The organism is Phytobacter sp. RSE-02, assembly GCF_040578655.1.
Taxonomy (GTDB): domain Bacteria; phylum Pseudomonadota; class Gammaproteobacteria; order Enterobacterales; family Enterobacteriaceae; genus Phytobacter; species Phytobacter diazotrophicus.
Window position 1 is genome coordinate 1 of sequence record NZ_JBEULY010000005.1, and the last position, 26,360, is coordinate 26,360.

Annotated in this window: 30 protein-coding genes; 7 read left to right on the forward strand and 23 right to left on the reverse strand. The window is 54.3% G+C overall.

All coding sequences use genetic code 11. The annotated features are described in order from the left end of the window. The 9 genes from ABU190_RS12435 to fkpA all read right to left on the reverse strand — a co-directional run. The coding region (locus ABU190_RS12435) for a GTP-binding protein (RefSeq protein ID WP_354691491.1) at window positions 1–334 on the reverse strand (334 nt) is incomplete at its 3' end. A 70-nt stretch (window positions 335–404) separates the two neighbouring features. After that, entirely contained in the window at window positions 405–2,519 is a 2,115-nt protein-coding gene (fusA, locus tag ABU190_RS12440; protein WP_041851438.1) for an elongation factor G, read from the reverse strand. A gap of 88 nt (window positions 2,520–2,607) precedes the next feature. Beyond that, window positions 2,608–3,078, reverse strand: a complete 471-nt coding sequence (gene rpsG, locus ABU190_RS12445; RefSeq protein ID WP_035894363.1) for a 30S ribosomal protein S7 — start codon at window positions 3,076–3,078, stop codon at window positions 2,608–2,610. A gap of 95 nt (window positions 3,079–3,173) precedes the next feature. Beyond that, window positions 3,174–3,548, reverse strand: a complete 375-nt coding sequence (rpsL, locus tag ABU190_RS12450) for a 30S ribosomal protein S12 (protein WP_000246815.1) — start codon at window positions 3,546–3,548, stop codon at window positions 3,174–3,176. 124 nt (window positions 3,549–3,672) lie between these two features. Then, complete coding sequence (tusB, locus tag ABU190_RS12455; protein ID WP_041851437.1) at window positions 3,673–3,960, reverse strand: sulfurtransferase complex subunit TusB; 288 nt, start codon at window positions 3,958–3,960, stop codon at window positions 3,673–3,675. A gap of 7 nt (window positions 3,961–3,967) precedes the next feature. Then, entirely contained in the window at window positions 3,968–4,327 is a 360-nt protein-coding gene (tusC, locus tag ABU190_RS12460) for a sulfurtransferase complex subunit TusC (protein WP_354691492.1), read from the reverse strand. After that, entirely contained in the window at window positions 4,327–4,713 is a 387-nt protein-coding gene (gene tusD, locus ABU190_RS12465) for a sulfurtransferase complex subunit TusD (protein ID WP_354691493.1), read from the reverse strand. The genes tusC and tusD overlap by 1 nt, the downstream gene beginning before the upstream one ends. Then, on the reverse strand, window positions 4,713–5,435 hold the full coding sequence (locus tag ABU190_RS12470; RefSeq protein ID WP_041851434.1) for a transcriptional regulator: 723 nt from the start codon (window positions 5,433–5,435) through the stop codon (window positions 4,713–4,715). Before ABU190_RS12470 ends, tusD begins: the two co-directional genes overlap by 1 nt. A 282-nt stretch (window positions 5,436–5,717) precedes the next feature. Then, window positions 5,718–6,575 carry an FKBP-type peptidyl-prolyl cis-trans isomerase gene (gene fkpA / locus ABU190_RS12475; RefSeq protein WP_041851433.1) on the reverse strand — a complete coding sequence of 286 codons (858 nt, stop codon included), beginning with the start codon at window positions 6,573–6,575 and terminating at the stop codon, window positions 5,718–5,720. Between the two features lie 234 nt (window positions 6,576–6,809). Between fkpA and ABU190_RS12480 the strand changes: the two genes are divergently transcribed. Then, complete coding sequence (locus ABU190_RS12480) at window positions 6,810–7,028, forward strand: protein SlyX (RefSeq protein ID WP_041851432.1); 219 nt, start codon at window positions 6,810–6,812, stop codon at window positions 7,026–7,028. A 159-nt stretch (window positions 7,029–7,187) separates the two neighbouring features. Here ABU190_RS12480 and slyD read toward each other — a convergent pair whose 3' ends face one another. The 4 genes from slyD to kefG all read right to left on the reverse strand — a co-directional run bounded on the left by slyD (window position 7,188) and on the right by kefG (window position 10,440). Further along, a complete protein-coding gene (gene slyD / locus ABU190_RS12485; RefSeq protein WP_012135442.1) occupies window positions 7,188–7,775 on the reverse strand; it encodes a peptidylprolyl isomerase in 588 nt (195 codons plus the stop codon). 94 nt (window positions 7,776–7,869) lie between these two features. Further along, window positions 7,870–8,070: a YheV family putative zinc ribbon protein gene (locus ABU190_RS12490; protein WP_041851430.1), complete on the reverse strand. Its 201-nt coding sequence runs from the start codon at window positions 8,068–8,070 to the stop codon at window positions 7,870–7,872. Between the two features lie 10 nt (window positions 8,071–8,080). Then, window positions 8,081–9,886, reverse strand: coding sequence for a glutathione-regulated potassium-efflux system protein KefB (kefB, locus tag ABU190_RS12495; protein WP_354691494.1), 1,806 nt, complete (start codon window positions 9,884–9,886; stop codon window positions 8,081–8,083). Then, window positions 9,886–10,440: a glutathione-regulated potassium-efflux system ancillary protein KefG gene (gene kefG / locus ABU190_RS12500; protein WP_072039772.1), complete on the reverse strand. Its 555-nt coding sequence runs from the start codon at window positions 10,438–10,440 to the stop codon at window positions 9,886–9,888. Before kefG ends, kefB begins: the two co-directional genes overlap by 1 nt. Before the next feature lie 170 nt (window positions 10,441–10,610). Here kefG and ABU190_RS12505 point away from each other — a divergent pair, with 170 nt between their 5' ends. Next, window positions 10,611–12,515 carry an ABC transporter ATP-binding protein gene (locus tag ABU190_RS12505; RefSeq protein ID WP_041851427.1) on the forward strand — a complete coding sequence of 635 codons (1,905 nt, stop codon included), beginning with the start codon at window positions 10,611–10,613 and terminating at the stop codon, window positions 12,513–12,515. 18 nt (window positions 12,516–12,533) lie between these two features. Next, complete coding sequence (locus ABU190_RS12510; protein ID WP_354691495.1) at window positions 12,534–13,466, forward strand: LysR family transcriptional regulator; 933 nt, start codon at window positions 12,534–12,536, stop codon at window positions 13,464–13,466. A gap of 12 nt (window positions 13,467–13,478) precedes the next feature. On the opposite strand, the gene mdcH is transcribed toward ABU190_RS12510, so the two are convergent. The 10 genes from mdcH to prs all read right to left on the reverse strand — a co-directional run bounded on the left by mdcH (window position 13,479) and on the right by prs (window position 23,113). After that, window positions 13,479–14,381 carry a malonate decarboxylase subunit epsilon gene (gene mdcH / locus ABU190_RS12515; RefSeq protein WP_354691496.1) on the reverse strand — a complete coding sequence of 301 codons (903 nt, stop codon included), beginning with the start codon at window positions 14,379–14,381 and terminating at the stop codon, window positions 13,479–13,481. Then, a complete protein-coding gene (locus tag ABU190_RS12520) occupies window positions 14,382–14,996 on the reverse strand; it encodes a malonate decarboxylase holo-ACP synthase (protein ID WP_354691497.1) in 615 nt (204 codons plus the stop codon). A 3-nt stretch (window positions 14,997–14,999) separates the two neighbouring features. Beyond that, window positions 15,000–15,959 (reverse strand): AEC family transporter, encoded by a 960-nt coding sequence (locus ABU190_RS12525; protein WP_041851423.1) that lies wholly within the window; start codon window positions 15,957–15,959, stop codon window positions 15,000–15,002. Between the two features lie 130 nt (window positions 15,960–16,089). Continuing rightward, window positions 16,090–16,890, reverse strand: coding sequence for a biotin-independent malonate decarboxylase subunit gamma (gene mdcE / locus ABU190_RS12530; RefSeq protein ID WP_354691660.1), 801 nt, complete (start codon window positions 16,888–16,890; stop codon window positions 16,090–16,092). Then, window positions 16,890–17,723 (reverse strand): biotin-independent malonate decarboxylase subunit beta, encoded by an 834-nt coding sequence (locus tag ABU190_RS12535; protein ID WP_041851421.1) that lies wholly within the window; start codon window positions 17,721–17,723, stop codon window positions 16,890–16,892. Before ABU190_RS12535 ends, mdcE begins: the two co-directional genes overlap by 1 nt. Further along, window positions 17,716–18,015: a malonate decarboxylase acyl carrier protein gene (mdcC, locus tag ABU190_RS12540; protein ID WP_041851420.1), complete on the reverse strand. Its 300-nt coding sequence runs from the start codon at window positions 18,013–18,015 to the stop codon at window positions 17,716–17,718. Before mdcC ends, ABU190_RS12535 begins: the two co-directional genes overlap by 8 nt. Window positions 18,016–18,024: 9 nt before the next feature. Beyond that, on the reverse strand, window positions 18,025–18,882 hold the full coding sequence (locus ABU190_RS12545) for a triphosphoribosyl-dephospho-CoA synthase (RefSeq protein WP_354691498.1): 858 nt from the start codon (window positions 18,880–18,882) through the stop codon (window positions 18,025–18,027). Continuing rightward, window positions 18,882–20,537 (reverse strand): malonate decarboxylase subunit alpha, encoded by a 1,656-nt coding sequence (mdcA, locus tag ABU190_RS12550; protein ID WP_041851418.1) that lies wholly within the window; start codon window positions 20,535–20,537, stop codon window positions 18,882–18,884. Before mdcA ends, ABU190_RS12545 begins: the two co-directional genes overlap by 1 nt. Window positions 20,538–20,748: 211 nt before the next feature. Further along, entirely contained in the window at window positions 20,749–22,239 is a 1,491-nt protein-coding gene (locus tag ABU190_RS12555) for a nicotinate phosphoribosyltransferase (protein ID WP_354691499.1), read from the reverse strand. A 13-nt stretch (window positions 22,240–22,252) separates the two neighbouring features. Beyond that, entirely contained in the window at window positions 22,253–23,113 is an 861-nt protein-coding gene (gene prs, locus ABU190_RS12560) for a ribose-phosphate diphosphokinase (RefSeq protein WP_354691500.1), read from the reverse strand. A 192-nt stretch (window positions 23,114–23,305) separates the two neighbouring features. Here prs and ABU190_RS12565 point away from each other — a divergent pair, with 192 nt between their 5' ends. From ABU190_RS12565 to ABU190_RS12580, 4 genes are all read left to right on the forward strand, one after another. After that, window positions 23,306–24,025 carry an NUDIX domain-containing protein gene (locus ABU190_RS12565; protein WP_041851415.1) on the forward strand — a complete coding sequence of 240 codons (720 nt, stop codon included), beginning with the start codon at window positions 23,306–23,308 and terminating at the stop codon, window positions 24,023–24,025. Between the two features lie 90 nt (window positions 24,026–24,115). After that, window positions 24,116–25,132 (forward strand): hydrolase, encoded by a 1,017-nt coding sequence (locus ABU190_RS12570; RefSeq protein WP_354691501.1) that lies wholly within the window; start codon window positions 24,116–24,118, stop codon window positions 25,130–25,132. Continuing rightward, entirely contained in the window at window positions 25,133–25,351 is a 219-nt protein-coding gene (locus tag ABU190_RS12575) for a YheU family protein (protein ID WP_041851414.1), read from the forward strand. Window positions 25,352–25,402: 51 nt separating this feature from the next. Further along, window positions 25,403–26,272, forward strand: coding sequence for a phosphoribulokinase (locus ABU190_RS12580; RefSeq protein ID WP_041851413.1), 870 nt, complete (start codon window positions 25,403–25,405; stop codon window positions 26,270–26,272). The last annotated feature ends 88 nt before the right edge of the window (window positions 26,273–26,360 follow it).

Sequence of the window (26,360 nt, forward strand, 5' to 3'; positions counted from 1 at the left end):
GGCCGTCAGTCGCAGCAACAACCAGGATCGCGCCGTCCATCTGCGCAGCACCGGTGATCATGTTTTTAACATAGTCGGCGTGGCCCGGGCAGTCTACGTGTGCGTAGTGACGGATCGCAGTATCGTATTCAACGTGAGAGGTGTTGATGGTGATACCACGTGCTTTTTCTTCCGGCGCGTTATCGATCTGGTCGAATGCACGAGCCTGGCCACCGTAAGTTTTGGACAGAACGGTAGTGATTGCAGCAGTCAGAGTAGTTTTACCGTGGTCAACGTGGCCGATGGTGCCGACGTTAACGTGCGGTTTTGTACGTTCAAATTTTTCTTTAGACACGGCTATATTCCTTACTATAGTGCTCCCCCCTTATGGAGGGAGCACGGGACTTTGGTTTTAACCCTGCGGCTTATTTACCACGGGCTTCGATTACGGCCTGAGCAACGTTGTTCGGCGCATCATCATACTTCAGGAATTCCATAGTGTACGATGCGCGACCTTTGGTCAGAGAACGCAGCTGAGTTGCGTATCCGAACATTTCAGACAGCGGTACTTCAGCGTGGATCTTAACGCCAGTCACTTCGGATTCTTGACCGCGCAGCATACCGCGACGACGGCTCAAGTCACCAATAACGTCACCAGTGTTCTCTTCCGGAGTCTCTACTTCAACCTTCATGATCGGCTCAAGCAGAACTGGTTTTGCTTTCTTAAAGCCTTCTTTAAAGGCAATAGACGCAGCCAGTTTAAACGCCAGTTCAGAGGAGTCAACGTCATGGTAAGAACCGAAGTGCAGACGCACGCCCATGTCAACTACCGGGTAACCAGCCAGCGGACCAGATTTCAGCTGCTCCTGGATGCCTTTATCAACGGCCGGGATGTATTCGCCAGGAATTACACCACCTTTAATGTCGTTGATGAACTCGTAACCTTTCGGATTTGAGCCCGGCTCCAGCGGGTACATGTCGATAACAACATGACCATACTGACCACGACCACCAGACTGTTTCGCGTGTTTACCTTCAACATCGGTAACTTTCTGACGAATCGCTTCACGGTAAGCAACCTGAGGTTTACCTACGTTAGCTTCAACGTTGAATTCACGTTTCATACGGTCAACGATGATATCGAGGTGCAGTTCACCCATACCAGCGATGATGGTCTGGTTAGATTCTTCGTCAGTCCATACACGGAAAGACGGGTCTTCTTTAGCCAGACGGCCCAGAGCCAGACCCATTTTTTCCTGGTCAGCTTTGGTTTTCGGTTCTACTGCGATGGAGATTACCGGTTCCGGGAATTCCATACGCTCCAGAATGATCGGGTGATCCGGGTTACACAGGGTGTCACCGGTGGTCACGTCTTTCAGACCGATAGCTGCAGCGATATCGCCCGCGCGAACTTCTTTGATCTCTTCACGTTTGTTCGCGTGCATCTGCACGATACGACCAAAACGTTCACGAGCCGCTTTCACGGAGTTCAGTACGGTATCACCAGAGTTAACCACGCCAGAGTACACGCGGAAGAACGTCAGGTTACCTACGAACGGGTCGGTAGCGATTTTGAATGCCAGCGCAGAGAACGGCTCGTCATCACTTGCGTGACGTTCAGCCGGGGTATCTTTACCGTCGTCCAGAATACCGTTGATTGCCGGTACGTCAGTCGGTGCAGGCAGGTAATCAATTACCGCATCCAGCATCGCCTGAACACCTTTGTTCTTAAATGCAGAACCACAGGTTACCAGGATGATTTCGTTGTTCAGAACACGCTGACGCAGCGCTTTCTTGATCTCTTCCTCGGTCAGCTCTTCGCCGCCCAGGTATTTTTCCATCAGCTCTTCAGACGCTTCAGCTGCGGACTCGATCAGGTTCTGGTGCCATTCATCAGCCAGGTCCTGCATGTCAGCCGGGATATCTTCGTAAACGAAGGTAACGCCCTGGTCTGCATCGTTCCAGTTGATGGCTTTCATTTTCACCAGGTCAACAACACCAGTGAAACCTTCTTCAGCACCAATCGCCAGCTGCAACGGAACAGGGTTCGCGCCCAGACGGGTTTTGATCTGACCAACAACTTTCAGGAAGTTCGCGCCCATACGGTCCATTTTGTTAACGAACGCGATACGCGGAACTTTATATTTGTTTGCCTGACGCCATACGGTTTCAGACTGCGGCTGAACACCACCAACTGCGCAGTAAACCATTACCGCGCCATCAAGAACACGCATGGAACGTTCTACTTCGATGGTGAAGTCAACGTGCCCCGGGGTGTCGATGATGTTTACGCGATGCGGTTCATACTGTTTGGCCATACCAGACCAGAACGCAGTAGTTGCAGCGGAAGTGATGGTGATACCACGTTCCTGCTCCTGCTCCATCCAGTCCATGGTAGCGGCGCCGTCGTGAACTTCACCGATTTTGTGGTTCACACCGGTGTAGAACAGAATACGTTCGGTAGTCGTGGTTTTACCGGCGTCGATGTGCGCACTGATACCGATGTTACGGTAGCGTGCGATGGGTGTTGTACGAGCCATTTGATTCCTCGTTTATTGCTTTAGACGTTCAGATTAAGTGAGCCAGAGCGGGCACCGAAGCGCCCGCCTGGTGACTAAACCGAAGGGATTACCAACGGTAGTGTGCGAACGCCTTGTTGGCTTCTGCCATACGGTGAACGTCTTCACGTTTCTTAACTGCAGTACCTTTGTTGTCTGCAGCATCAGAAAGTTCGTTCGCCAGGCGCAGAGCCATGGATTTATCACCGCGTTTACGAGCAGCTTCAACGATCCAACGCATTGCCAGAGCATTGCGACGAACCGGACGGACTTCAACTGGAACCTGATAAGTAGAACCACCAACGCGGCGAGACTTAACTTCTACAGTCGGGCGCACGTTTTCGAGAGCGACTTCGAATGCTTCCAGTTCGTTTTTACCAGAACGCTGAGCCAGGGTCTCAAGCGCGCTGTATACGATAGATTCGGCAGTAGATTTTTTACCATCTACCATCAGGATATTTACAAATTTAGCCAGCAGTTCTGATCCGAACTTCGGATCCGGCAGAATTTTACGCTGACCAATGACGCGACGACGTGGCATGGAAATACTCCGTTGTTAATTCAGGATTGTCCAAAACTCAAAGAGTTTAGTTTGACATTAATTTAAAACGTTTGGCCTTACTTAACGGAGAACCATTAAGCCTTAGGACGTTTCACGCCATACTTGGAGCGTGCTTGCTTACGGTCTTTAACACCGGAGCAGTCAAGCGCACCACGAACGGTGTGGTAACGAACACCCGGGAGGTCTTTTACACGACCGCCACGGATCAGGATCACGGAGTGCTCCTGCAGGTTGTGACCTTCACCACCGATGTAGGAAGTCACTTCAAAACCGTTAGTCAGACGAACACGACATACTTTACGCAGTGCGGAGTTCGGTTTTTTAGGAGTGGTAGTATATACACGAGTACATACGCCACGTTTTTGCGGGCATGCTTCCAGCGCAGGCACGTTGCTTTTCGCAACTTTGCGTGCACGTGGTTTGCGTACCAGCTGGTTAACTGTTGCCATTAAATAGCTCCTGGTTTTAGCTTTTGCTTCGTAAACACGTAATAAATCGACCTCATATAATATGAGGACGCAGAATTTTATGGCTGTGCTGAAAAGGTGTCAAGAAATATACAACGATCCCGTATCACCAACGCATCTGAGTCTCGTGTTTTACCGCCAGGCTAACGAAATCATTATAGCCAACCCTGACGACACTGCTCGAAATTTGACCAGACAGACCTCGCGCATCAATGTCTTCATTCAGCGCATGCACCGTTATGGGGGCATTTAGCAGTAACTCAAGGTATTGCCCGCCTTCCAGAGCCGCAATCACACCATCGGAAAGCAATAAAAGATCGTCCCCACTGCGCACGGTTCGCAATAACGTTGCCATATCACATTGCCAGGGAGAATGAGTCAAAGTGTGCAACATAAATGCCTCAAAACGTCATGACAACATCGTACCCATCTAAGTGATCGCGAAGCGCATCCGGCTCCAGCAGTTGCGCTGGTAACACAAATTGCGTCGCATCACTCAGGCCACGCTCGCGGAGCGATGCCTGGCAAACCCAACAGGTTTCGATGTCATAAAGAGGAAGAACTTTAAAGGTCGCGATGTAATCACGTGCCAGAATAGCCTTCGGCTGTTGATTCACCAGCAACTGGAAGACACCGTCACCGATAAAAAACACGCCGATATCATCGGTAAAAGCGGACGCGGCCATTAATGCATCAAGGCCTTCACGTCCGGCAGCAGATCCATGCGGCGCAGAGCTAAAGATAAAAGCGATACGTTTCATTAAAATTGCACCACACGATCGCACGTTAATGCCGCTTCGGCCAGCGCCCCCAGGCCCGAGAGCGTGAACCCCGGCTGGAGATTAGCGCAAGGCAAGCCTTGTTGACTGGCCTCGTTTTCATCAACAACGCCCCGACGCAGCGCCGCCGCAACGCAGATATGCAATGCAACCTGATGCTGCTCATGCAGACGTTGCCATGCGCGAACGAGATCAAACTCGTCCGAGGCGGGAGAAGTCAACGCGTTCGCATTGCTGACGCCGTCCTGGTAGAAAAAGACACACCCCAGCTCATGCCCACTGGCCAGCAGCGCGCAGGCAAACTGCCAGGCACTGCTCGCCTGCTGGGAACCATAAGCCGGGCCGGTGACCATTAAGGCAAAACGCATTACCGATCCTGCCCGGAGAAGTCGCCGCTTTTGAACTGACGGATATACAGATAAACGGTGTGCTTGGAGATATTCAAACGATCCGCCACCTGGTTGATGGCATCTTTGATATCGAAGATACCTTTTTCGTAGAGGTTCAGAACGATTTGGCGATTCTTGGCGTTATTGGAAACGTTACGATCGGCATTCACTTCTTCAATCGTGAACTCAAGGGTCTGAGTTACCAGATCCTCTACCGAAGAAGCAAAGTTGACAGACGAACCTGCATCCGGTGTTTCTGGCGGGATAAAGGTGTTCATGATTTGCGAAAACGGCACGTCAAGGTTCATGTTGATGCACAACAGACCAATGACCCGATGATCGCGATTACGAATAGCAATAGTCACCGATTTCATTAAAACGCCGCTTTTCGCGCGCGTGAAGTAGCACTTGGACACGCTACTGTCCGCACCGGTCATATCATGCAGCATACGCAATGCAAGGTCAGTAATCGGCGAACCGATTTTACGCCCGGTGTGCTCGCCGTTAGCGATACGAATGGCGGAACATTTCAGATCCTGCAGGGAGTGCAAAACAATTTCGCAGTGAGAACCAATGAGCATCGCTAACCCGTCCACAACGGCTTCGTATGACTTAAGAATATCGAAGTCTGTTTGATCGAAAGGACGTTGATCCAGTAAATCAAGTTCACTGGTTTCGTTGGTTAAAAGCGACCTGGACATGAAAAAAAGCACTCCTTTTCAGGAGCCTGTCATTATGTTTTCAGGGCAGGCTCGACATTTACACAGAGGATTAAATTAATACAGCGTGGGTGACGCTTTCCAGAATTATATACATTTTATGCTTCAAGCTGCTTCTTTGTTGGCGGCATCAGCGCTGTCTGGTCACAGATTTGAGTATGCGTGGGAAATACTGGTATTTCCGCCCCGAAGCAGTATGAATGATGTGTATCTCTGTGCTGCAATAAAAAAACCGCCGCTCAAAAGGCGGCGGCGTTTACATCATTATTTTTTGCTTGCGTCAGCGGGCTTATCGCCGGTAGCGGCTGGCGCATCGGGCGCAGCTGCTGCATCTGGCGCGGCAGATGCGTCTGCTTTCGGTGCTGGTTTGATATCCAGCAGTTCTACGTTAAAGACCAGCGTAGAGTTAGCCGGAATACCCGGAACGCCGTTTTTACCGTAAGCCAGTTCTGGTGGAATCACGAGTTTGATTTTGCCGCCTTTCTTGATGTTTTTCAGCCCTTCGGTCCAGCCAGGGATAACACCATCAAGACGGAAAGAGAGCGGCTCGCCACGGGTATAAGAGTTGTCGAACTCTTTACCGTCAATCAGCGTACCTTTGTAGTTAACGACTACGGTATCGCTGTCTTTCGGCGCATCACCCGTACCTTCTTTCTCTACCTGATAGAGCAGGCCAGTAGAGGAGGTTTTAACGCCTTTCTCTTTAGCGAACGCATCACGGAAAGCTTTGCCCTTGGTTTCGTTTTCCAGAGCGTCTTTTTCCATTTTTTCCTGCGCGGCTGTCTTCACGCGGGTTTCAAACGCCTGCAGAGTCTGTTCGATCTCCTGGTCGGTCAGTTTGCTCTTATCAGCAAACGCATCCTGAACACCTGCGATCAGCTGATCTTTGTCCAGTTTGATGCCCAGTTTTTCTTGCTCTTTCAGGGAGTTTTCCATGTAGCGGCCCAGTGACGCACCCAGCGCATACGCGGATTTCTGGTCGTCATTTTTAAATGCCGCTTTGCTGTCAGCTGCTGCTGCAGTTGCATCTTTCGTTGCGGTTTCAGCAGCGAAGGTCAGCGGCGCATTCAGTGCAACGGCCATCGTGGTCGCCAGCAGCGTGACTTTAAACAGTGATTTCATCCATATCTCCAGGGCCGGGGCATCTCACCCCAGGGTTAAACGTAAATGAGAAACGTACTATAAAACGTTGTGGGCGAAATCAACATAAGGTCTCCCCCTGAAATCGCCTGTTTTCAGACTATTTTTGTTTAAATTAGTTTCGCGTCGCCAGTCGGATGCTGCAGACGGGGTGAAAGTTCAGTAAAATCCGTCATCCTGGCGATAACCGTGCAGAACATTGATACGAGGTACACCATGAACGATTTAACAATGGAAGCGCGGCTGGCAGAACTGGAAAGCAAACTGGCCTTCCAGGAGATGACCATTGAAGAGCTCAACCAGACGGTCATTGCCCATGAACTGGAAATGACAAAGCTGCGGGAACATATGCGCTTAATGGCAGAAAAACTCAAAGCCAGCCAGCCCTCACACATCGCTTCACAGTCCGAAGAGACGCCTCCGCCCCATTATTGAGACGTAAAAAAAGCGGGAATCTCCCGCTTTTTTTGTGCCCGAACATTTACCGAGTCACCGCAAGACATAAAGCTAGTGGAATCCCCGGAGCAAAGATAACTCTGTGACCGGAGTTCGCAAGCGTAGCCCATGCCGCTGTGGCTGGAAAGACGACGGGTATTAGTGGCAGCCGCAACCGCCATTACCGCCGCAACCACCTTTGCCATGCTCATGACCGTGGTCATGATCGTGGCCGTGGCCGCCGCAGCAACCGTCGTGACCATGGTCGTGATCGTGACCGTGAGCACCGTGAACGTGACCATGAGCCAGTTCTTCTTCGGTTGCTTCGCGAATAGCAACAACTTCAACGTTGAATTTCAGGTTCTGGCCAGCCAGCATGTGGTTACCGTCAACCACCACGTGGTCGTCTTCCACTTCGGTAATTTCTACCGGTACCGGACCCTGGTCTGTTTCAGCCAGGAAACGCATGCCAACCTGCAGCTCGTCAACGCCCATGAAGACGTCTTTAGGAACGCGCTGAACCAGATTTTCGTCGTATTGACCGTAAGCGTCGTTCGCGCCTACAGCAACATCAAATTTGTCGCCGACGTCGTGACCTTCCAGCGCTGTTTCCAGGCCAGAGATCAGGGAACCATGACCATGCAGGTAGTCCAGCGGCGCACTCACCGGAGACTCATCAACCAATACACCGTCTTCTGTACGTACCTGATAGGCCAGGCTGACCACCAGGTCTTTTGCTACTTTCATGATATCTCCTGAGCGTGGGAAAATTGCTGGCGCAGATTGTAACGGAAATCCGCCCCTGTGTACCCTTTAGCTTAAAAAAACTCTGGGTATATCGCTAGTCCGGATGAAAGATCCCGATAACTTGCTCATCTTTGCGGACATGTTCACGGGCTTCTTTATCCGCCTCACGCATCTGGTGACCACACTTAACACATTCAACTATATCGACATTATTCTCGCGCCACATTGCCATCGAATCCTGCGCCTGGCAGGACGGGCATACGGCCCCGGCAATAAAACGTTTACGTACTGCCATGGGTTCCCCCTTATTCAAACTCGTCCCAGCCATCCAGTTGGCGACGCTCTTGCTGCATTTCACGCTGAAAAATCTCTTCCAGCTCTCGTCTCGCTTCCCGCACACGGGAAATTTGCATCGTATCGGTATGCACTGGCATCAGCTCACGCAGCATACGCATATCGAGACGCTTAAAGTGCAACTGCGCACGGTGGGCCTGATGCGGGTGCATTCCCACTGAGATAAGCGTCTTACGGCCTAATTCAAGCGCACTGGAAAACGTCTCACGGGAAAATTGTGTCACGCCCACCTGCAAGAGCTCATGTGCTTCCACACGGCCCCGCGCACGCGCCATGATCTTAAGCTGCGGGAAATGTTGCTGACACAGTTCCACCAGCTTCATCGTATCTTCCGGATCGTTACAGGTGATGACGATGGACTGGGCCTCTTCCGCCCCCGCAGAACGCAACAATTCAAGCTGCGTGGCGTCACCGTAATACACTTTATAGCCATATTTACGCATCAGGTTAACGGCGCTGATATCCCGCTCCAGTACCGTTATGCGCATTTTATTGGCCATCAGCAGACGACCAATCACCTGACCGAAACGCCCGAATCCCACCACAATCACCTGCGGTTTATCGTCGTCCACCCACGGCATTTCGCCTTCATCTTCTGGCTGGTTAAAGCGCCGGGACAGCAATTTATCGATGAGCTTCATCAGCGCTGGCGTGGTCATCATGGATAAGGTGACCGTCACCAGTAGCAACGCCATTTGATCATTGTGGAACAGGCGTTGCGAGGATGCCGAGGAAAAAAGCACAAAAGCAAATTCTCCCCCCTGGCTCAACACCCCGGCAAACTGCATTCGCTCGGAACTGCGCAGACCATAGATACGCGCCAGGGAATAGAGCACTCCCGTCTTCACCGCCACCAGCACGGCAACACTCGCCAGTACCCAAAGCAAATGGGTATAGAGCACACCAAGGTTGAGCGCCATGCCGACGGAAATAAAGAACAACCCTAACAGCAGCCCTTTAAACGGATCGATGGCTATTTCCAGCTCATGACGGTATTCACTTTCCGCCAGCAGCACACCCGCAATGAAGGTGCCCAGCGCCATCGACAGCCCCAGCGCATCCATAAACAGCGCCGATCCGAGGACCAGTAACAATGTAGCGGCTGTAAAAACTTCCCGTACGCCGGATGCGGCAATAAAGCGAAACACCGGGCGCAACAGATAGCGCCCGCCAACCAGCACACCCGCAAACACCAGCACCTTGATGCCTATTTTTACCCAGTCAGGATGGTCATCACCGTTACCCGCTAACAGCGGTACCAGCGCCAGCGCCGGGATCACCGCTAAGTCCTGAAACAGGAGCACCGAAAAGCCAAGCTGGCCGGATTCGCTACGGTTCATTCCTTTTTCACGCATCAACTGGAGCGCCATCGCGGTGGAGGACATCGCCAGACCAATCCCGCCAATCACCGCCGCCTGCCAGGAGAATTGTGTCAGCATCAGTAATCCGGCCAGCACGGCCGCGCTCATCAGTACCTGCGCGGCGCCTACGCCAAAGATAGAGCGACGCAGCGCCCAAAGTTTTGACGGATTCAGCTCCAGTCCAATGATGAACATCAGAAAGACGACACCAAGTTCCGAAAAGTGCAGGATCTCATCAACATCGCTGATGAAACCAAGCCCCCAGGGGCCAATGGCAATCCCCGCCAGCAAGTAACCGAGCACCGCGCCGATTCCTAACCTGGCAGCAAGCGGAACCGCCACCACCGCAGCGAAAAGAAACAGGACGCCAGCCAGCAATAAATCCGAACCTTCCATTACAGGCCTCCCGTCATGATCGGCGAGGCCAGCCAGTCGCCGTAGGCTTTCGCATGGTTTGCCAGCGCCTCTGGCGGCTGCCTGCGCGCCCAGTAAATAATGATGGGATTCATCCAGTGCATGCGGCACATGGCCGCCGTTAACTCAAAAGGGCGCAGAATATCGCTTATGGGATAACGGTTGAGCCCGTCATGGCGATAGGCCGCCTCCGGTTCACCGGTGGTGATGACACTACGCCAGTACTTTCCCGCGAGCTGACTCCCTCCCGGGCCGCTGGCGAATTCGCGCGTAAGCACGCGATCAAACCACTCTTTCAGCAACGCCGGGCAACTGTAGGTATAAAGCGGATGTTGGAAAACAATAACCTCATGCTCGCGCAGCAGCGCCTGCTCCCGGGGAATATCAATAAAAAAGTCTGGATAGTGTGCATAGAGGTCATGCACGGTGACATTGTGCAGTTGCTTTGCCGGCTTGAGCAAAACTCGATTTGCCACCGAGTCCTGTGATTCCGGATGGGCATACAGCAGCAGTACTTTCGCTGTCTGGGACATCATCCCCCTCCCGGGCGTAAAACCTGTCATTTTTATTACCGCATTCAGCGGCCAGAATGATTTTGTCTAAATTCTTTGTTTTGGGCTACCATTGCGGGCCTGGTGAGGCGAAACCGCTCACTACTTACATTATCATAATGACAAATTAACATAGTCTGAACATACGGCGCCTTATGATTGTTTTCTCCTCGTTACAAATTCGTCGCGGCGTGCGTGTCCTGCTGGATAACGCCACAGCTACCATCAACCCGGGTCAGAAAGTTGGCCTGGTGGGCAAAAACGGCTGCGGCAAATCTACGTTGCTGGCGCTTTTGAAAAACGAGCTCAGCGCTGATGGCGGTAGTTTTACCTTTCCCAATAACTGGCAACTGGCTTGGGTAAATCAGGAAACCCCTGCCCTGCCGATGCCTGCACTCGACTATGTGATTGATGGCGATCGCGAATACCGTCGTCTCGAAGCAGAGCTGAACGCCGCCAACGAACGCAATGACGGACACGCCATCGCCACCGTCCACGGCAAGCTCGACGCTATCGACGCCTGGACTATCCGTTCGCGCGCCTCCAGTTTGCTACACGGTCTGGGTTTTTCTAACGAGCAGCTCGAACGTCCGGTCAGCGATTTCTCAGGCGGCTGGCGTATGCGTCTTAACCTCGCGCAGGCGCTGATTTGCCGCTCCGACCTGCTGCTGCTCGATGAACCGACCAACCACCTCGATCTCGATGCGGTAATCTGGCTGGAAAAGTGGCTAAAGAGCTATCAGGGCACTCTGATTCTTATCTCCCACGATCGTGACTTTCTCGACCCGGTGGTGGATAAAATTATTCATATCGAACAGCAAACCATGTTCGAATACACCGGCAACTACAGCTCCTTCGAGCGTCAGCGCGCAACCCGTCTGGCGCAGCAGCAGGCAATGTACGAAAGCCAGCAGGAGCGCGTGGCGCATCTGCAAAGTTTCATCGATCGCTTCAAGGCCAAAGCCAGCAAAGCGAAGCAGGCGCAAAGCCGCATCAAAATGCTCGAGCGTATGGAACTTATCGCACCGGCCCACGTGGATAATCCGTTCCACTTTAGCTTCCGTGCGCCAGAAAGCCTGCCCAATCCGCTGCTGAAAATGGAAAAAATCAGCGCCGGTTATGGCGACCGCGTCATCCTCGACTCTATTAAGCTCAACCTGGTGCCAGGGTCGCGTATCGGGTTACTGGGCCGCAACGGTGCGGGTAAATCGACGCTTATTAAACTGCTGGCCGGTGAACTGACGCCGTTTAGCGGCGACATCGGTCTGGCGAAGGGCATCAAGCTTGGCTATTTCGCCCAGCATCAGTTGGAGTTTTTGCGTGCCGACGAGTCGCCATTACAGCATCTGGCGCGTATGGCCCCGCAGGAGCTGGAGCAAAAGCTGCGTGATTATCTCGGCGGTTTTGGTTTCCAGGGCGACAAAGTCAGCGAAGAGACTCGCCGCTTCTCCGGGGGCGAAAAAGCACGTCTGGTACTGGCGCTGATCGTCTGGCAGCGCCCGAACCTGCTGCTGCTCGATGAACCCACCAACCACCTTGATCTCGACATGCGTCAGGCGCTGACCGAAGCGTTAATCGAATTTGAAGGCGCGTTGGTGGTGGTGTCGCATGACCGTCATCTGCTGCGCTCTACCACGGACGATTTATACCTGGTGCACGACGGAAAAGTCGAACCGTTCGATGGCGATCTGGAAGATTATCAGCAGTGGCTGAGCGACATTCAGAAACAGGAAAGCCAGCCGACCGACGCACCGAAAGACAATGCCAACAGTGCGCAGGCCCGCAAAGACCAGAAACGCCGTGAAGCCGAATTACGAACCCAAACGCAACCACTGCGCAAAGAGATCACCCGCCTCGAAAAAGAGATGGAAAAACTCAATGCCCAGCTAGCGCAGGCGGAAGAGAAGCTCGGAGACAGCGGCCTGTATGACCAAAGCCGTAAAGCAGAACTTACCGAGTGTCTGCAGCAACAGGCGAAGGCAAAAGCGGGTCTTGAAGAGTGCGAAATGGCGTGGCTGGAGGCGCACGAGCAGCTTGAGGCCATGCTGCAAACCGATTAATCACGCAGGCAGGCTGAGATGAACCCCGATATCACCAGTGATCTCACCTTTCGCAAACTGGCCATTTTTATGGCCTTCATGGAGAAAGGCAATATCGCCCGAGCCGCCGAGGCGCTGAACCTTAGCGGTGTGAGCGTGCATCGCGCGCTGCATACGCTGGAGGAGAACGTACGCTGCCCGCTGTTTGTCCACAAGGGGCGTAACTTATTGCCCCTTCCGGCGGCCTGGACATTACTGGAGTATTGCCAGGAGGCCACGCAAATCATGGAGCGCGGTCTGGCAGAAGCCCGCAAGATGGCGGGTATCGGCCAGAATCGTTTGCGCGTCGGCACCCTCTATTCGCTCACGCTGGAAACCGTCCCCCAGTTGATCATGGGGATGAAGCTGCGCCGCCCGGAACTTGAGATGGATTTGACGATGGGGTCGAACGAGGCTCTGTTGCATAAACTGGAGGAAGGATCGCTGGACGCGATACTGATCTCGATTTCTGAATCGGAGCTGGATTCAGCCAACCTCGAAATGCTGCCGCTCTTCCACGATGAAATCTTTCTGGCTGCACCGGCGGCCGCGAAACTGAATACCTCCGCTCCAGCCGATTTACGCGACTATCGCCAGCAAAAATTCGTCGCTCTTGCCGAAGGGTTTGCCACCTATGCCGGGTTTCAGGAAGCCTTCCATATCGCCGGATTTGAGCCAGAGATTGTGACGCGGGTGAATGACATCTTTTCTATGCTGAGCCTGGTGCAGGCGGGCGTGGGCTTCACGTTGATGCCGGGGCGGATGAAGAAGGTGTATGAGAATTCCGTGCAGCTACTCAAACTCGCACAGCCCTACCAGATGCAGCAGCAGATAGCCATTGTCTTTGCCCGCAACCGCGAGCATGACCCGAACTTACTGGCGCTGGCGGCGGAAGGCCGTATGTACGCCAGAAACCGGCAGGACAACGCCTGAACCGAACACGGCTTATTCCTGCGATCTGAGCCGTTTTGCGAGGTGTTCTGCGACCGATACGCCACTGCGATCTAATGAAATCGTCTCTCCCGTCCATGCGGCCTGACGGGTTAAGCAGGTCAGTATGCCGCCGGGCGGCATCTCAATCGCCAGCCGGGCTTCACGTTCGTTTGCCGCAATCATCGCCTCCTGCCAGCGCACGGTGCGCGCCATGTTCATCGCCAGATCGTCGGCAATTTTATCAGCCTGCCACAATACGCGCCCGGTGCTACCGCTAAGGTAAGCACAGTTCGGGCGAGCAAGTGTCACCTTGCGAAATGCCTCCGCCAGTTTTTGGGCCGGTTCAGCCAGCAGCGCACAGTGTGACGGTACGCTGACATCAAGACGTCGGACTTTATTTGCGCCTTTGGCGAGCGCTTTCTGCCCCACACTCGCCATCGCCGCATCGCTACCGGCAATCACAATCTGGGTCTCGGCATTCAGATTGGCAATATACGCCCCGCTCCCTTCCACCAGTGCCTCCACCTGCGGTAGCGTCAGGCCCATGATCGCCGTCAGACCATAACCGTGGGGCCAGGCCTGCTCCATTAAATCACCGCGTAATGCCACAAGCCGCAGAGCGTCTGCATAATCCAGCGCTCCGGCGATGACCGCGGCCGGATAGGCGCCAATCGAAAAGCCGCTGACAATATCGGGCGAAACGTCCCGGCGCATAAGTTCACGTGCCCAGGCAACCCCGGCTATCAACAAACAAAGCTGAACGGCGCGCGTATGCTGTAAGGCTTCCGCCGTATCCAGCGTATCGATTTCTGCGCCCAGCACCTCACGTGCCTGCGCCAGTTCCGTTCCCGGAAGCGCGCGCAACATCCCCGGATGCTGAGTCCCCTGCCCGGGAAAGGTGAACAGAATCTTCATTTAATTCCCCTCAAACCAGGGATCGCTGACCAACTGCGGCCCGCGATTCGTTTTCAGAAGCACCCGGCCGTCACGCAGCCACTCCGTCAACGCAAAGCCGCCCTGCGGAACATTGACCTGCGTATCAACACGGCATAAGGCGCCTGAAATCTGCTGCTGCCAGCGAAGCAACGCCTCGCGTGCCAGCGGTTGCGGCGCACGGATCATCAGGTCAAGATCGCTGGCCGCATGCAAAACCGGGATCCCGGTTGCCAGGCTATAACCGCTACTGCCCGTAATTCCCCAGACCCACGGCCAGCGCTGTTGAGCCAACTGGAACGCAACCTGCACGGGCGGCTGAGTGATAAACGGCGAGCGGACCAGCGTCTGCGTATCAACGAGTTCTTCCGGAGAGACAACGCGGACAACGTGCTCCGGGGCAACCCAGGCCGCTGCGCGTTGCTCACGTTTAAGGCCGCGTATCCCGACAGGTACGCGCCCATTAGGATTCACATCACGCCGCACCACCACCGGCAAACCGGGGTGCCATATCTCTTCAACCCACGCTTCGGTAACGCCTTCCAGGGCGCTACGATCGGCAAGCCAGACAAGATCGTGCGGTCGTAATGTTTTCATGGTTTAGATTCCTGAGGTCAGCGAGATAAACAACGGCAACGACAGAATACACAGTACTGAGCTTAACAGCAGCACGGCTTCTGCATCCGGCGATTGCACGCCAAATCGGTTACCGAATACCACGCCGAAGAAACCGGCAGACAGCGCAATCATCAGGATTGCGGTGATCGCCACCGAACCGTGCAGGCCAAAAATCAGCACGATGCCCCAGGCGATAAAAGGCTGAATCAGCAGCTTGGCAATGGTCGAGGTGATGACCATCGTGTTGATCTGCAGTTTACGGGCAGAGAGGATCACCCCGGTCAGGAATAACGCCGCTGCGGTTGCAGACAGGCCCAGCGGTTTAATCGCCGCCAGCAGGAGTTCCGGCATTTTGATACCAATCGCAGAGAGGATCACACCCAACAGCGGCCCCATCACGATCGGTTTTTTCAGCGAGCGCCACATCAAAACCGGCAGCATTGCCAGCGTGGAACCGGAGTTGCCCCCCTGCGCACGGGCTTTTTCACGCTCCAGAATCAGCAGGCAGAATGGGGTCATCAATACTGAACCACAGGCAATCGACACCGCGACGGAAAGCGACGTAGAAGAACCTTCGCCCAGCACGCTACCCAGAATAGGCAGCCCCAGCGCCGCATAGTTCGGCAGCGCGACGGTCAGGGTCAGCACGGCGGCATCCTGCGGCGATTTTTTAAAGACACGGGTCGCCAGGAAGTAGATAACCGCGTAAGTAACCCACATCGCCAGCGTCAGGACCAGAATCAGTGGAGACTGGGCAACGATACCGGTCCATGGAGTTTGTACCGTGGCACTGAACAGGGCCGCGGGGAGTGCAAAATCCATGACGAAAATATTGAGCAGGGAAACATTCTTGTTATCCACCATTTTGGCCTTGCCCGCCCAGAAGCCCAGCAACATGATGATAAAAATCGGCGCGAGGGCATGAACAATTACATAAGTCATAAATCACCTGTAATAAATAAAGAAACGTTTAGCACTGGTGCGATGATTATTATTTTCAGGATGCACGCTCCCGCGTGGGCACAGTGGCTGTGCCCACGGAGTTAATGCATCTGGCAGGTCTCTTTTTTACTTACCAGCTCGCTTTCATGCGTTCACGCACAAGCGCAGAGCTGCGGCGATTGTCAGCGCCCAGACGGTTTTTCAGGGTGGCATCCTGACGAGCGGCGTGGATAGCCTCTTGCAGCGTGGTTTTCACCAGCGCCAGATCGGACGACGATGGCGCATCCGGATTGCTGATATCCAGCAGATTTTCCAGCAGCCCCAGGGTGGCGTAGTTACTGATGTCATAGGCCATCGGTGGGATGGTCGCCGCCAGTTTTTCCAGCGCCTCTACGGTACGCAAGGTGATACGCGCGGCGGACTCTTTACCCATCGCGTGAATCAACACGCCTTTGTCGTTGAAGGCTATCAGCCGGTTAGCCTGATAACCGTGCGCCAGAAACGCGCCGGACATCGCTTTACCAACAATGAGACCAATCACCGGATGGTCCGCCAGGCGCGCACTGGCATAGGCCGCAGCGGCACCGGCCAGCGCCTGGTGAATACCAAAACCTTCTTCACGGCGACCGTACGCCTGGCTTGGTACATCAATTACCGCCACAATCGGGCGTTTCTCGGCTTTATCCGCATCAGCGGCGACCGTTTCGCTGATAACTTTCGCCAGCGTCCAGCCTTCCAGCAGGCCCACCTCGCCTTTGGCGGCGCGCGGGAAATGGTTATTCGCATCCGGCACAACGGCAACAAAGCGCACCGTTTCACCGTTCAGTTCACCATCGGCTACCTGTACGGACGGGCATAAGCCTGCCCGGCGCCGGGCGTTTGGGGCGAGAGTTTCCAGCCAGAGTTCGCCACGGCTTATTGCAGTACTCATCATTTCACCTCCCGGGCAAAAAGGGCTTTAATCTGTTCGGCATCAGCCTGTTTGCGGGTGTCGAAATTGGTCAGACGGGCAAGGTAGTCGTCGTAGTTATCGGTGCGATGTTTTGCCGGTACGCCTTTGGCAATCGCCTCGTTCATGGCTTGCTTCACCGCGTTTACACCATCGCCCACCAGCGCATCCACCAGCCCGCTTTGATAGCGCACTTCCCCACCGGTCATGCTCCAGATAAACGGACGGTCACGGGAGTCGTACTCTTCAATACCCGCTTCCTGTTCGATGACCTGCGGACCGTTCAGCCCCAGGCGGGCTTCGCGGGTAACAATCAGATAACTGCACAACGCTGCGGCAATGGACATCCCACCGAAGCAGCCCACAGTCCCGGCCACAATACCGATCACCGGGGTATAGCGGCGCAGGTCAACAATCGCGGCATGAATATCAGCAATCGCCGCCAGGCCAAGGTTGGCCTCCTGCAGACGAACGCCACCGGTTTCCAGACTCAGCACCGCCTGGGTCGGGATACCGTTGCGGTTATCTTCTGCCGCCAGTTCCAGCGCCGCTGCCATTTTGGCACCGGAGACTTCGCCCATACTGCCGCCCTGGAAGGCGCCCTCAATGGCGACGACCACGGCAGGTTTGCCGTTGATGGTGCCTTTCGCCACCACCATGCCGTCATCGGCCTGTGGCACGATGCCCTGCGCGCCCAGCCACGGGGAGACAATCCCTTCAAACGGGTCGAGCAGTTCACGGTAGCTGCCTTCATCCAGCAGCGCATGCGCACGCTGGCGTGCTTTTAGTTCGATAAAACTGCGATCATCACGCATAGCTCACCTCTTCAAAGACCTGCTCAATACGAATGCGCGCGACACCTGGCGTGGCGCCGAAATCGTGAATGATCAGTTTGCCCGCAGGCAGGCTGCTGACGGTTTGCAGACGGTTGAACAAGGCTTCCCAGCGGCCACGGCTGTTGTCGACGGAAGTCGTGATATCTATAGTGAGTGTCTGGCTCTGGTCGGCGGTGAATAACACCTCCATATCCCCTGAACCAACAACCCCTGCCAGCGCTTTGCCATTTAAGGTACGGCTGGCGGGCACGGTTAATGTGATTTTTTCCATAACATCCTCTTAATGCTTGAAATAGGGCGTCCCGATACGGTCAAGAAACAGAGTGGCAGCCAGTAAGTCTGCCGCACCACCCGGTGAGGCGTTCAGCGCCAGCATTTGACGATCCAGGAGATGGAGCGCCTGCTGCCCTTCCGGGGTCGCACTGCCCCCCGCGGTTAAGACGGCACGCGCACCGTGCTGCATGGCCTCAAGCCCTTCCATCCCGGCACGGGAGAGCACGCAGGTATCGGTAAGCGAGGTCATGATGGCCATCAGGGCATCAATCCGGGCTTGAGATTCACAGCCACCGTTCATCCGGCTCAAACGCAACTGCGGTAAGGCGAGCTGCAAAATATGCGGGAAGGCCTGTTGTGCCTCTTCTCTGGCACCGGGTACGCGATAGCGATGTGTAGCACGAAGCCCTTTACTGAAAATTTTGGGCGCGGCGTCATCCGGTAGTTTCGCCAGTGTGGCGGCGGTCGTTGCAATAACAGGTGCGCTCGCATCGCCACCACACATCGCCACCGCGCTGACCAGCAGCCCCAGCGCCCAAATCGCACCACGGTGGGTATTCACGCCACCTGTTGCCGCCATCATCTGCTGTTCGCCAACACGTCCGAGTCGTCCAATGGTTTGTCGCAGCGCAATGTCCGCCGGACGTTGCCAGCTTTGTTGCGCCAGCGCCTGAAACGTGGGGGTCAGGCTATGGGCAGAGCGCTCCATCAGCGCAAGCGTTAAGTCGTGGTGCGCGCCGTTCCCCCGACTGTCCACCAGACCGGGTTTCGGGCTTAATCGTGCTTCGTCAATCAGACACTGCGTGGCGGTTCGCGCCAGCCATTCGGCACCGCCTTCAACCTGAATCTGTGGCAGAAGTTTCATTACCAGCTCCGGAATTTCGCAGGCGGGTTATAAAGACCACCGGACCATTCCACCAGGTCTGCCACGCTGCTTGCCGCCAGTAACGAACGGGTGGCCTCGGTACGGCGAATACCCATATCTTCCGGGTAAACCACTTTGCCACTGCGGCGCAGTTCGGCGACGCGTTTGGCGTCTACGCCCAGGCCAATATCGGTGATACCCGCCACGGCAGCGACCATCGCACGGCGCTCTTCAAGGCTTTCAGCACGATAGAGGTAAGCAATGCCTTCTTCGGTCAGCACATGGGTGACGTCATCGCCATAAATCATGACCGGCGCCAGCGGCATACCGGACGTTTTGGCCACCTCTACAGCATCAAGCGTTTCCACAAAGGTGGGTTTTGCACCGGCCTGGAAGGTCTCAACCATCTGCACCACCAGCTTTTTACCGCGCTGCATGGGGTCAGGTTCGGTGATCATATTCAGCCAGGCAGGCGTCGCATGACGACGACCATGCGGGTCATGGCCCATATTTGGCGCACCGCCGAAACCAGCCAGACGCCCACGGGTGACCGTCGACGAGTTTGCCAGGCCATCCACCTGCAGGGTCGAGCCGATAAACATATCCACTGCGTACTGACCCGCCAGTTGGCAGAAGGCGCGGTTGGAACGCATAGAACCGTCTGCGCCGGTAAAGAACACGTCCGGGCGGGCGCGGATGTACTCTTCCATCCCCAGTTCGCCGCCGAAGCAGTGCACGCTCTCCACCCAGCCGCTTTCAATGGCCGGAATCAGCGTCGGATGCGGGTTCAGCGTCCAGTGCTTACAGATTTTGCCTTTCAGACCAAGCTGTTCGCCGTAAGTCGGCAGCAACAGTTCAATCGCCGCGGTGTTAAAGCCGATACCGTGATTCAGCGATTGCACCTGATGCTCGGCGTAGATGCCTTTGATGGCCATCATCGCCATCAGAATGTGTTCCTGTTTGATCAGGCGCGGGTCGCGGGTAAACAGCGGTTCGATAAAGAAAGGCTTATCAGCCACGACCACGTAGTCAATCCACGAGCCAGGGATGTCCACACGCGGCAAATCGCATTCGTCATCCACCAGTTCATTGACCTGGGCGATAACAATGCCGTCGCGGAAGGCGGCCGCTTCCACCAGCGCCGGGGTGTCTTCGGTACTCGGCCCGGTGTAGAGATTGCCTTTACGGTCCGCTTTGTAACCGGCAATCAGTGCCACGTTTGGCGAGAGGTCAACATACAGGCGGGAATACAGCTCGATGTAGGTATGAATAGCGCCGATTTCCAGCAGACCATCTTCCAGCAACTGTGAGATACGCAGGCTTTGGGTACCCGAGAAAGAAAAATCCAGCTTGTGAGCGATGCCTTTTTCGAAAATGTCGAGATGTTCACTGCGTCCGACGCTTGGCATGATCATATGCAGGTCATGGACTTTTTGCGGGTTGACCGACGCCAGCGCGCGGGAGAGAAAATCGGCCTGTTTTTGGTTATTCCCTTCCAGTACCACTTTGTCGCCCGGCGCGATCAATTTTTCCAGCATGGCGACCAGATCGTCGGTCGGCAGCACCTTGCCCTGTACGGGTACGGATGCCAGGCGACGCTGTTTTTCCGTGCGCCGCGTATTCCACACCCGTTCTGGTGTTTGTCCAGATAACATTATTAACCTCCTGATTCAGCGAATCATTTTGATTTGCTTAACACTGAGTAAAGTGTGCGCGCTGGTGAGAAAGGCATCAATTAAGGATAAAAGACGATTGTTAGCCTGAGAGTAATAATCAAAGTGATGATTTGTGACGAGGATCATTTTAAGAGGGGAAAATGTGTAGCACGTAGGGGGCACAATGCGCCCCCGGAATGGAGTAGAGCGGTTAGCGCTGGGCGGTCAGTCGCTGGCGAATCTGTTCAAAATGGTCAACGTTATACAGTTTGCCGTCCAGGAAACGCGTTTTCAGTTCACCGGTTTTTTCCTGCTCCCAGGTTTGTTCATCATGCAGTTGCAGTTCACCCTGCGCGTCTCTTTCTACCCGTAACAGCCCGCGCGCTGAGCGTTTCAGGCCGCTGTCAGTTTTTGGCTCTTTGAAGATCATCCGCCCTTCGCCGTTAACCGCGCCCCATGTCGCTTTCATCGCAAAACCAAACGTGTCGCGTGTGTTGTACTGATAGGTAAATGATCCCACCCCGAAGACAACGTTTGAGCTGGCAAAACCTTTGGCTTCCAGGCGACGCAGGATTTCATCTGCCCGCGCAAGGGTAATGGAGTCGCCATAAATCAGGCCAACATGCGGGTCGAGTACCTTATAGCCCTTATCATTCACGGTGCCGCCGAAGATCTCCCATAACACTTCCACAGAACCTTTCTCCTCCGGGGTGCGCGTGTTGCGGGTATCATCATCAGCCCCGGTGCCACACAGGATCTCAACCGGGTCACCGCTGTCCGGGCGGAACACGACGCGCCCTTCACGATTAAGGATTATCTGTTTCAGTTCACGGGTGTATTCCGTCATCACCCGCCAGTAATCCCAGGTATCTGAGACGATTGAGACAAAGCCCTGCGGATAGAGATCGACAATCAAACGACGGAAGGTTTCAATTTCTTGTTCCTTCTCGCCCATGCACATCACGCTATGCTCGGTGGCCGGAATGCTCGCGCCGATAAAATAGTCCTCACCAACGGTGTAGTGGTCACGGGCGTAGAGCAGTGACGGAATGCTGTCGGTACCTTTAAAACTCAGCAGGTGCCCGGCACCGGCCTGCATAGTGTCCTGGAGACCCGCCATGCCACGGAAGGAAAAGTCGTGGCACTGGAAATCAAGATGTGACATGTCGCTGCAGGTTTTTACCGCCCACTGTTCACAAACTTTACGGTAGTGGTGCGCAATGGTGGCGTTGGTGGAGGCTTTCCACAATTCAGCGGAGAGCACCGTCTCAAGATAATTCACCAGCCAGAAGAACTCGTCACGGGTATTGGTGATGGTCAGCACCGGCACTTTCATGGGCACTTTGCTGCCCTCATCAAGAGATTTAATGTGCAGAGGCAGATAACCCAAATTGTGCAGTGTGCGAATGTGGTCAACCGGCACGGCGTCTTTGCCCAGGTAGCTGTCCATCACCGCTTTGTATTCATTCACCACGTCTTCTTGTGGGCGGGCAAAAAAGGCATCGTTGAACAAATCGACCATAAACCACTGCAAAAACCCCTGCAGGCCAAAGAACACCAGCTTGCCGTCCGCCACGGGAGATGAGAAAAAGCGATCGCTGCGCGGCGTAAAGTTGGAGTACACCTGCGTGGTCCCTTGCGGGTACTGCGCACGGTGGGAAACTTTGTAACCGTCGATAGCCAGGATGGGGTTCATTTTCATGGTGTTATCTCCCTTAAGCGCAAAAAATAGTGTCGATGTCGATAAGCTCAACGCGAGGTTCGCGAAGCTCAGAAGAGGCAAAAGAAGTAGTGGTATAAATGGCGTCAATACCATTGTTCAGCAGGTTCCCGACCCCTTTAGAAAACACGCCGTGGGTTACATATAAACTCACGCTGCGCGCGCCGGCATCACGTAGTACCTGAGCAGAGCCGATAAAGGTACCGCCCGCATCGCAAAGGTCATCCACAATTAGCACGTCTTTGCCTGCCACATTGCCGGAGACGAGGGAAAAACCAGTCAGGTTACCCGTTGCAACATCACGTTCTTTCGTGAGGATGGCATAGTCCCGCGCCCCACTGGCTTTGGCTACGTTATGAATTTTCTTCAATGCCCCGGCATCGGGCGCTACAAGCATCAATTTGCCTGTGCTTATCGCCTGACGCAGATTTTCGCTTTTCATCAGGCAGGTTTCCTGTGCAATCACCACGCTATTGTTGATGGCCGCCGCTGCCGCATCACTGTGGGGATCCAGCAGAAAAACTTTGTTGAAGTTCAGTGTGTTCAATTGATTAGCGAATACTTTAAGCGCAAAACTGTCGCCGTTAACCATGTGTCGGTCCTGGCGCGCCCAGGGCAGCCATGCCAGTTCAAGATGGCTTACGGCGATGTCCGTAACATGACGCACCGCATCAACCAGTTGGGCTAACAGCATGAAATCGTTCATATCGCGCATGGCGGCAACGCGAACCCGCATGACCTGAGCAAAACGTGGCAGTTCACCGATGACTTTCAGCCATACCGCGCCGTCGGGAAAGACACCTCGTTCGATTTCAACGGGTTGATTATCAAGTGTTAACACGATTCTGCTGGTCATGATTCACCTCACCATTAATTAATGTCTCTAAGACACTTATAATATTGTCCATGAGACACTTATTGGCAAGGGATTTTTTCCCTACCGCGCAAATAAAAAGCTAACTAATTGATATTTAAGGAGTTAAAAGTTAGCTTGCCGCCATTGGGTGGGCTGATAAACTTGTGGCGTGTTTAACAAGCCGAGTAAGCGATGATCAGCGAAGCAGAGTATCTGGATTCTTATGATGCCAGCCGGTTCCCTTCCCCCCTGGTGACGGTAGACAGTGTGCTGTTCACGCTGCATGAGCAGGCGCTTCGCGTTTTGCTGGTGAAACGAGCGAGTCACCCGCAACAGGGGCGTTGGGGCCTGCCTGGCGGATTTATCGATATGGAAAAAGATGAATCCACGCGAGCCACGGCATTACGTAAGCTGACAGAAAAAACGGGCGTCTCCCCTTCCTGGCTGGAGCAACTGGATACGTTTTCCGGGGCAAAACGCGATCCCCGTGGCTGGAGTCTGACCATCGCCTGGTATGCGTTAATCTCCTGGGTAGCCTGCGCGCCGCATATCGCGAGCGTCAGCGATGCCAAATGGATGCCCGTAACCGGGCTGGATGATATCGACCTGGCCTTCGATCACCGGGAAATAATTCAGACGGCGCTACAACGGTTACGACAGAAAACAATGTACTCTTTACTGCCAGTGTATTGTCTGCCTGATACCTTTACCCAGACACAATTGCAGGAGGCGACGGAGATTATCCTCGGCCAACCTATCCAGCGAAAAAGCCTGATTCGCCGATTTGAGGCCTCAGGCATGTTTGAAGAGACAGGCGAGAGCGTAGCGACAGGTGCGCGAAAAGCACGCTTGTGGCGACGTAAGCCGGGTGTCGATATTCATCTCTTTTCCCGAAATTTACTGACGGACTAGTATGGCCTGCACGATGTCCCGCGAAATGAAAAAACGGCGCAACATCGAGCAGCTATAGTTGTCCCATTCTTGATTCTATTGTTCTTTACTATGGCTGAAATTACACCTTCACGACTCTCGGAAATGGCTGCTGATAGCTCTGCGTTCCGCCCACTGCGCGGCGGAAGCAATCCGCATTTCCAGACCATGCTCCCGCGACTGATCCGCCGGAAACTGGGCTTTACGCCGACCTGGCAGCGCCTGGAACTGCCCGATGGCGATTTTGTGGATCTCGCCTGGAGCGAAGACCCTGCACTGGCAAAACATAAACCACGGCTGGTGGTCTTTCACGGGCTGGAAGGCAGCCTGCACAGTCCCTATGCTCATGGTCTGATAGAAGCAGCAAAAGCGCGCGGCTGGCTGGGCGTGGTGATGCATTTCCGTGGCTGCAGCGGTGAACCTAACCGCCTTAACCGCATTTATCACTCTGGCGAAACCGAAGACGGCACCTGGTTTTTGCACTGGCTGCAACGGGAGTTTGGTCAGGTCCCTACCGCGGCGGTGGGCTATTCGCTGGGCGGCAATATGCTGGCCTGCCTGCTGGCTAAAGAGGAAAATCGCGTACCTCTGGATGCTGCGGTCATTGTCTCTGCCCCCTTTGTCCTGGAAGCATGCAGCGCCCATATCGAAACCGGCTTTTCACGGGTGTATCAGCACTATCTGCTCAACCTGCTGAAAGCCAATGCGTCGCGCAAATTAAAAGCCTATCCGGGTTCCTTACCCATTGATTTGCGGCAGTTGAAACGTCTGCGTCGTCTGCGCGATTTTGATGATGCGATTACGGCGCGTATCCATGGTTTTGCCGATGCGATTGACTATTACCGCCAGTGCAGCGCCATGCCGCTACTGAATAAAATCAGCAAACCGACGCTGATCATCCATGCTAAAGATGACCCCTTTATGGATCAAAATGTGATCCCCGATACGCAGACATTACCGCCGTCGGTAGAATATCAACTCACCGAACATGGCGGTCACGTGGGGTTTGTGGGCGGCACGTTACTTCACCCGGAAATGTGGCTGGAAAAACGTATCCCCGACTGGCTGCAAACTTATCTGGAAAGCTAAATGATTATTCCCTGGCAGGACCTGGCGCCTGAGACGCTCGACAGCCTGATTGAAAGCTTTGTCTTGCGTGAAGGCACCGATTATGGTGAACATGAGCGCTCACTCGAACAAAAGGTCGCCGATGTGAGACGGCAACTTAAAAACGGTGAAGCCGTACTGGTGTGGTCAGAACTGCACGAAACCGTCAACATTATGCCGCGCTCGCAGTTTCGCGAGTAACTCACTGGCGGCAGGCTTCGTCTACAACAATGGTTTACTCAGGGAGCTGCTATGTCCGCTAAACATCCGGTTATTGCCGTAACAGGTTCCAGCGGTGCGGGAACCACCACCACCAGCCTCGCGTTTCGCAAAATCTTTGCTCAACTGAATTTGCATGCCGCCGAGGTTGAAGGTGACAGTTTTCATCGCTATACCCGCCCTGAAATGGACATGGCAATTCGTAAAGCCCGCGATTTAGGTCGACATATCAGCTATTTTGGCCCGGAAGCGAATGACTTCGGCCTGCTGGAACAAACGTTTATTGAGTACGGACAAACCGGCACAGGCCAGGCACGAAAATATCTTCACACCTACGATGAGGCCGTTCCCTGGAACCAGGTTCCCGGTACGTTCACCCCCTGGCAGCCCCTGCCGGAGCCAACAGATGTGCTGTTTTATGAAGGGTTGCACGGCGGCGTGGTGACGCCCCAGCACGATGTCGCCCGCCACGTCGATCTGCTGGTAGGCGTGGTGCCCATCGTCAATCTCGAGTGGATGCAAAAGTTGGTACGCGATACCAGCGAGCGTGGCCATTCCCGTGAGGCAGTGATGGATTCGGTGGTTCGATCGATGGAAGACTACATCAATTTCATCACCCCACAATTTTCCCGCACCCATATTAATTTCCAGCGCGTGCCGACGGTGGATACTTCCAACCCGTTTGCCGCCAAAGTGATCCCATCGCTCGATGAGAGCTTTGTGGTGATTCATTTTCGTAATCTTGAAGGGATCGACTATCCCTGGTTGCTGGCGATGTTGCAGGGTTCGTTCATTTCGCACATGAATACGCTTGTGGTGCCTGGTGGCAAAATGGGGTTAGCAATGGAGCTGATCATGACACCGCTGGTCCAACGGCTGATGGAAGGGAAGAAGATTCAATAGGCCTCCTGCCGACACAACCTCTGCCTCCCTCTGCAGCCCCGGTAAGCGCGGCGCCACCGGGGAATGTGTCGGATGCGCGACGCTTATC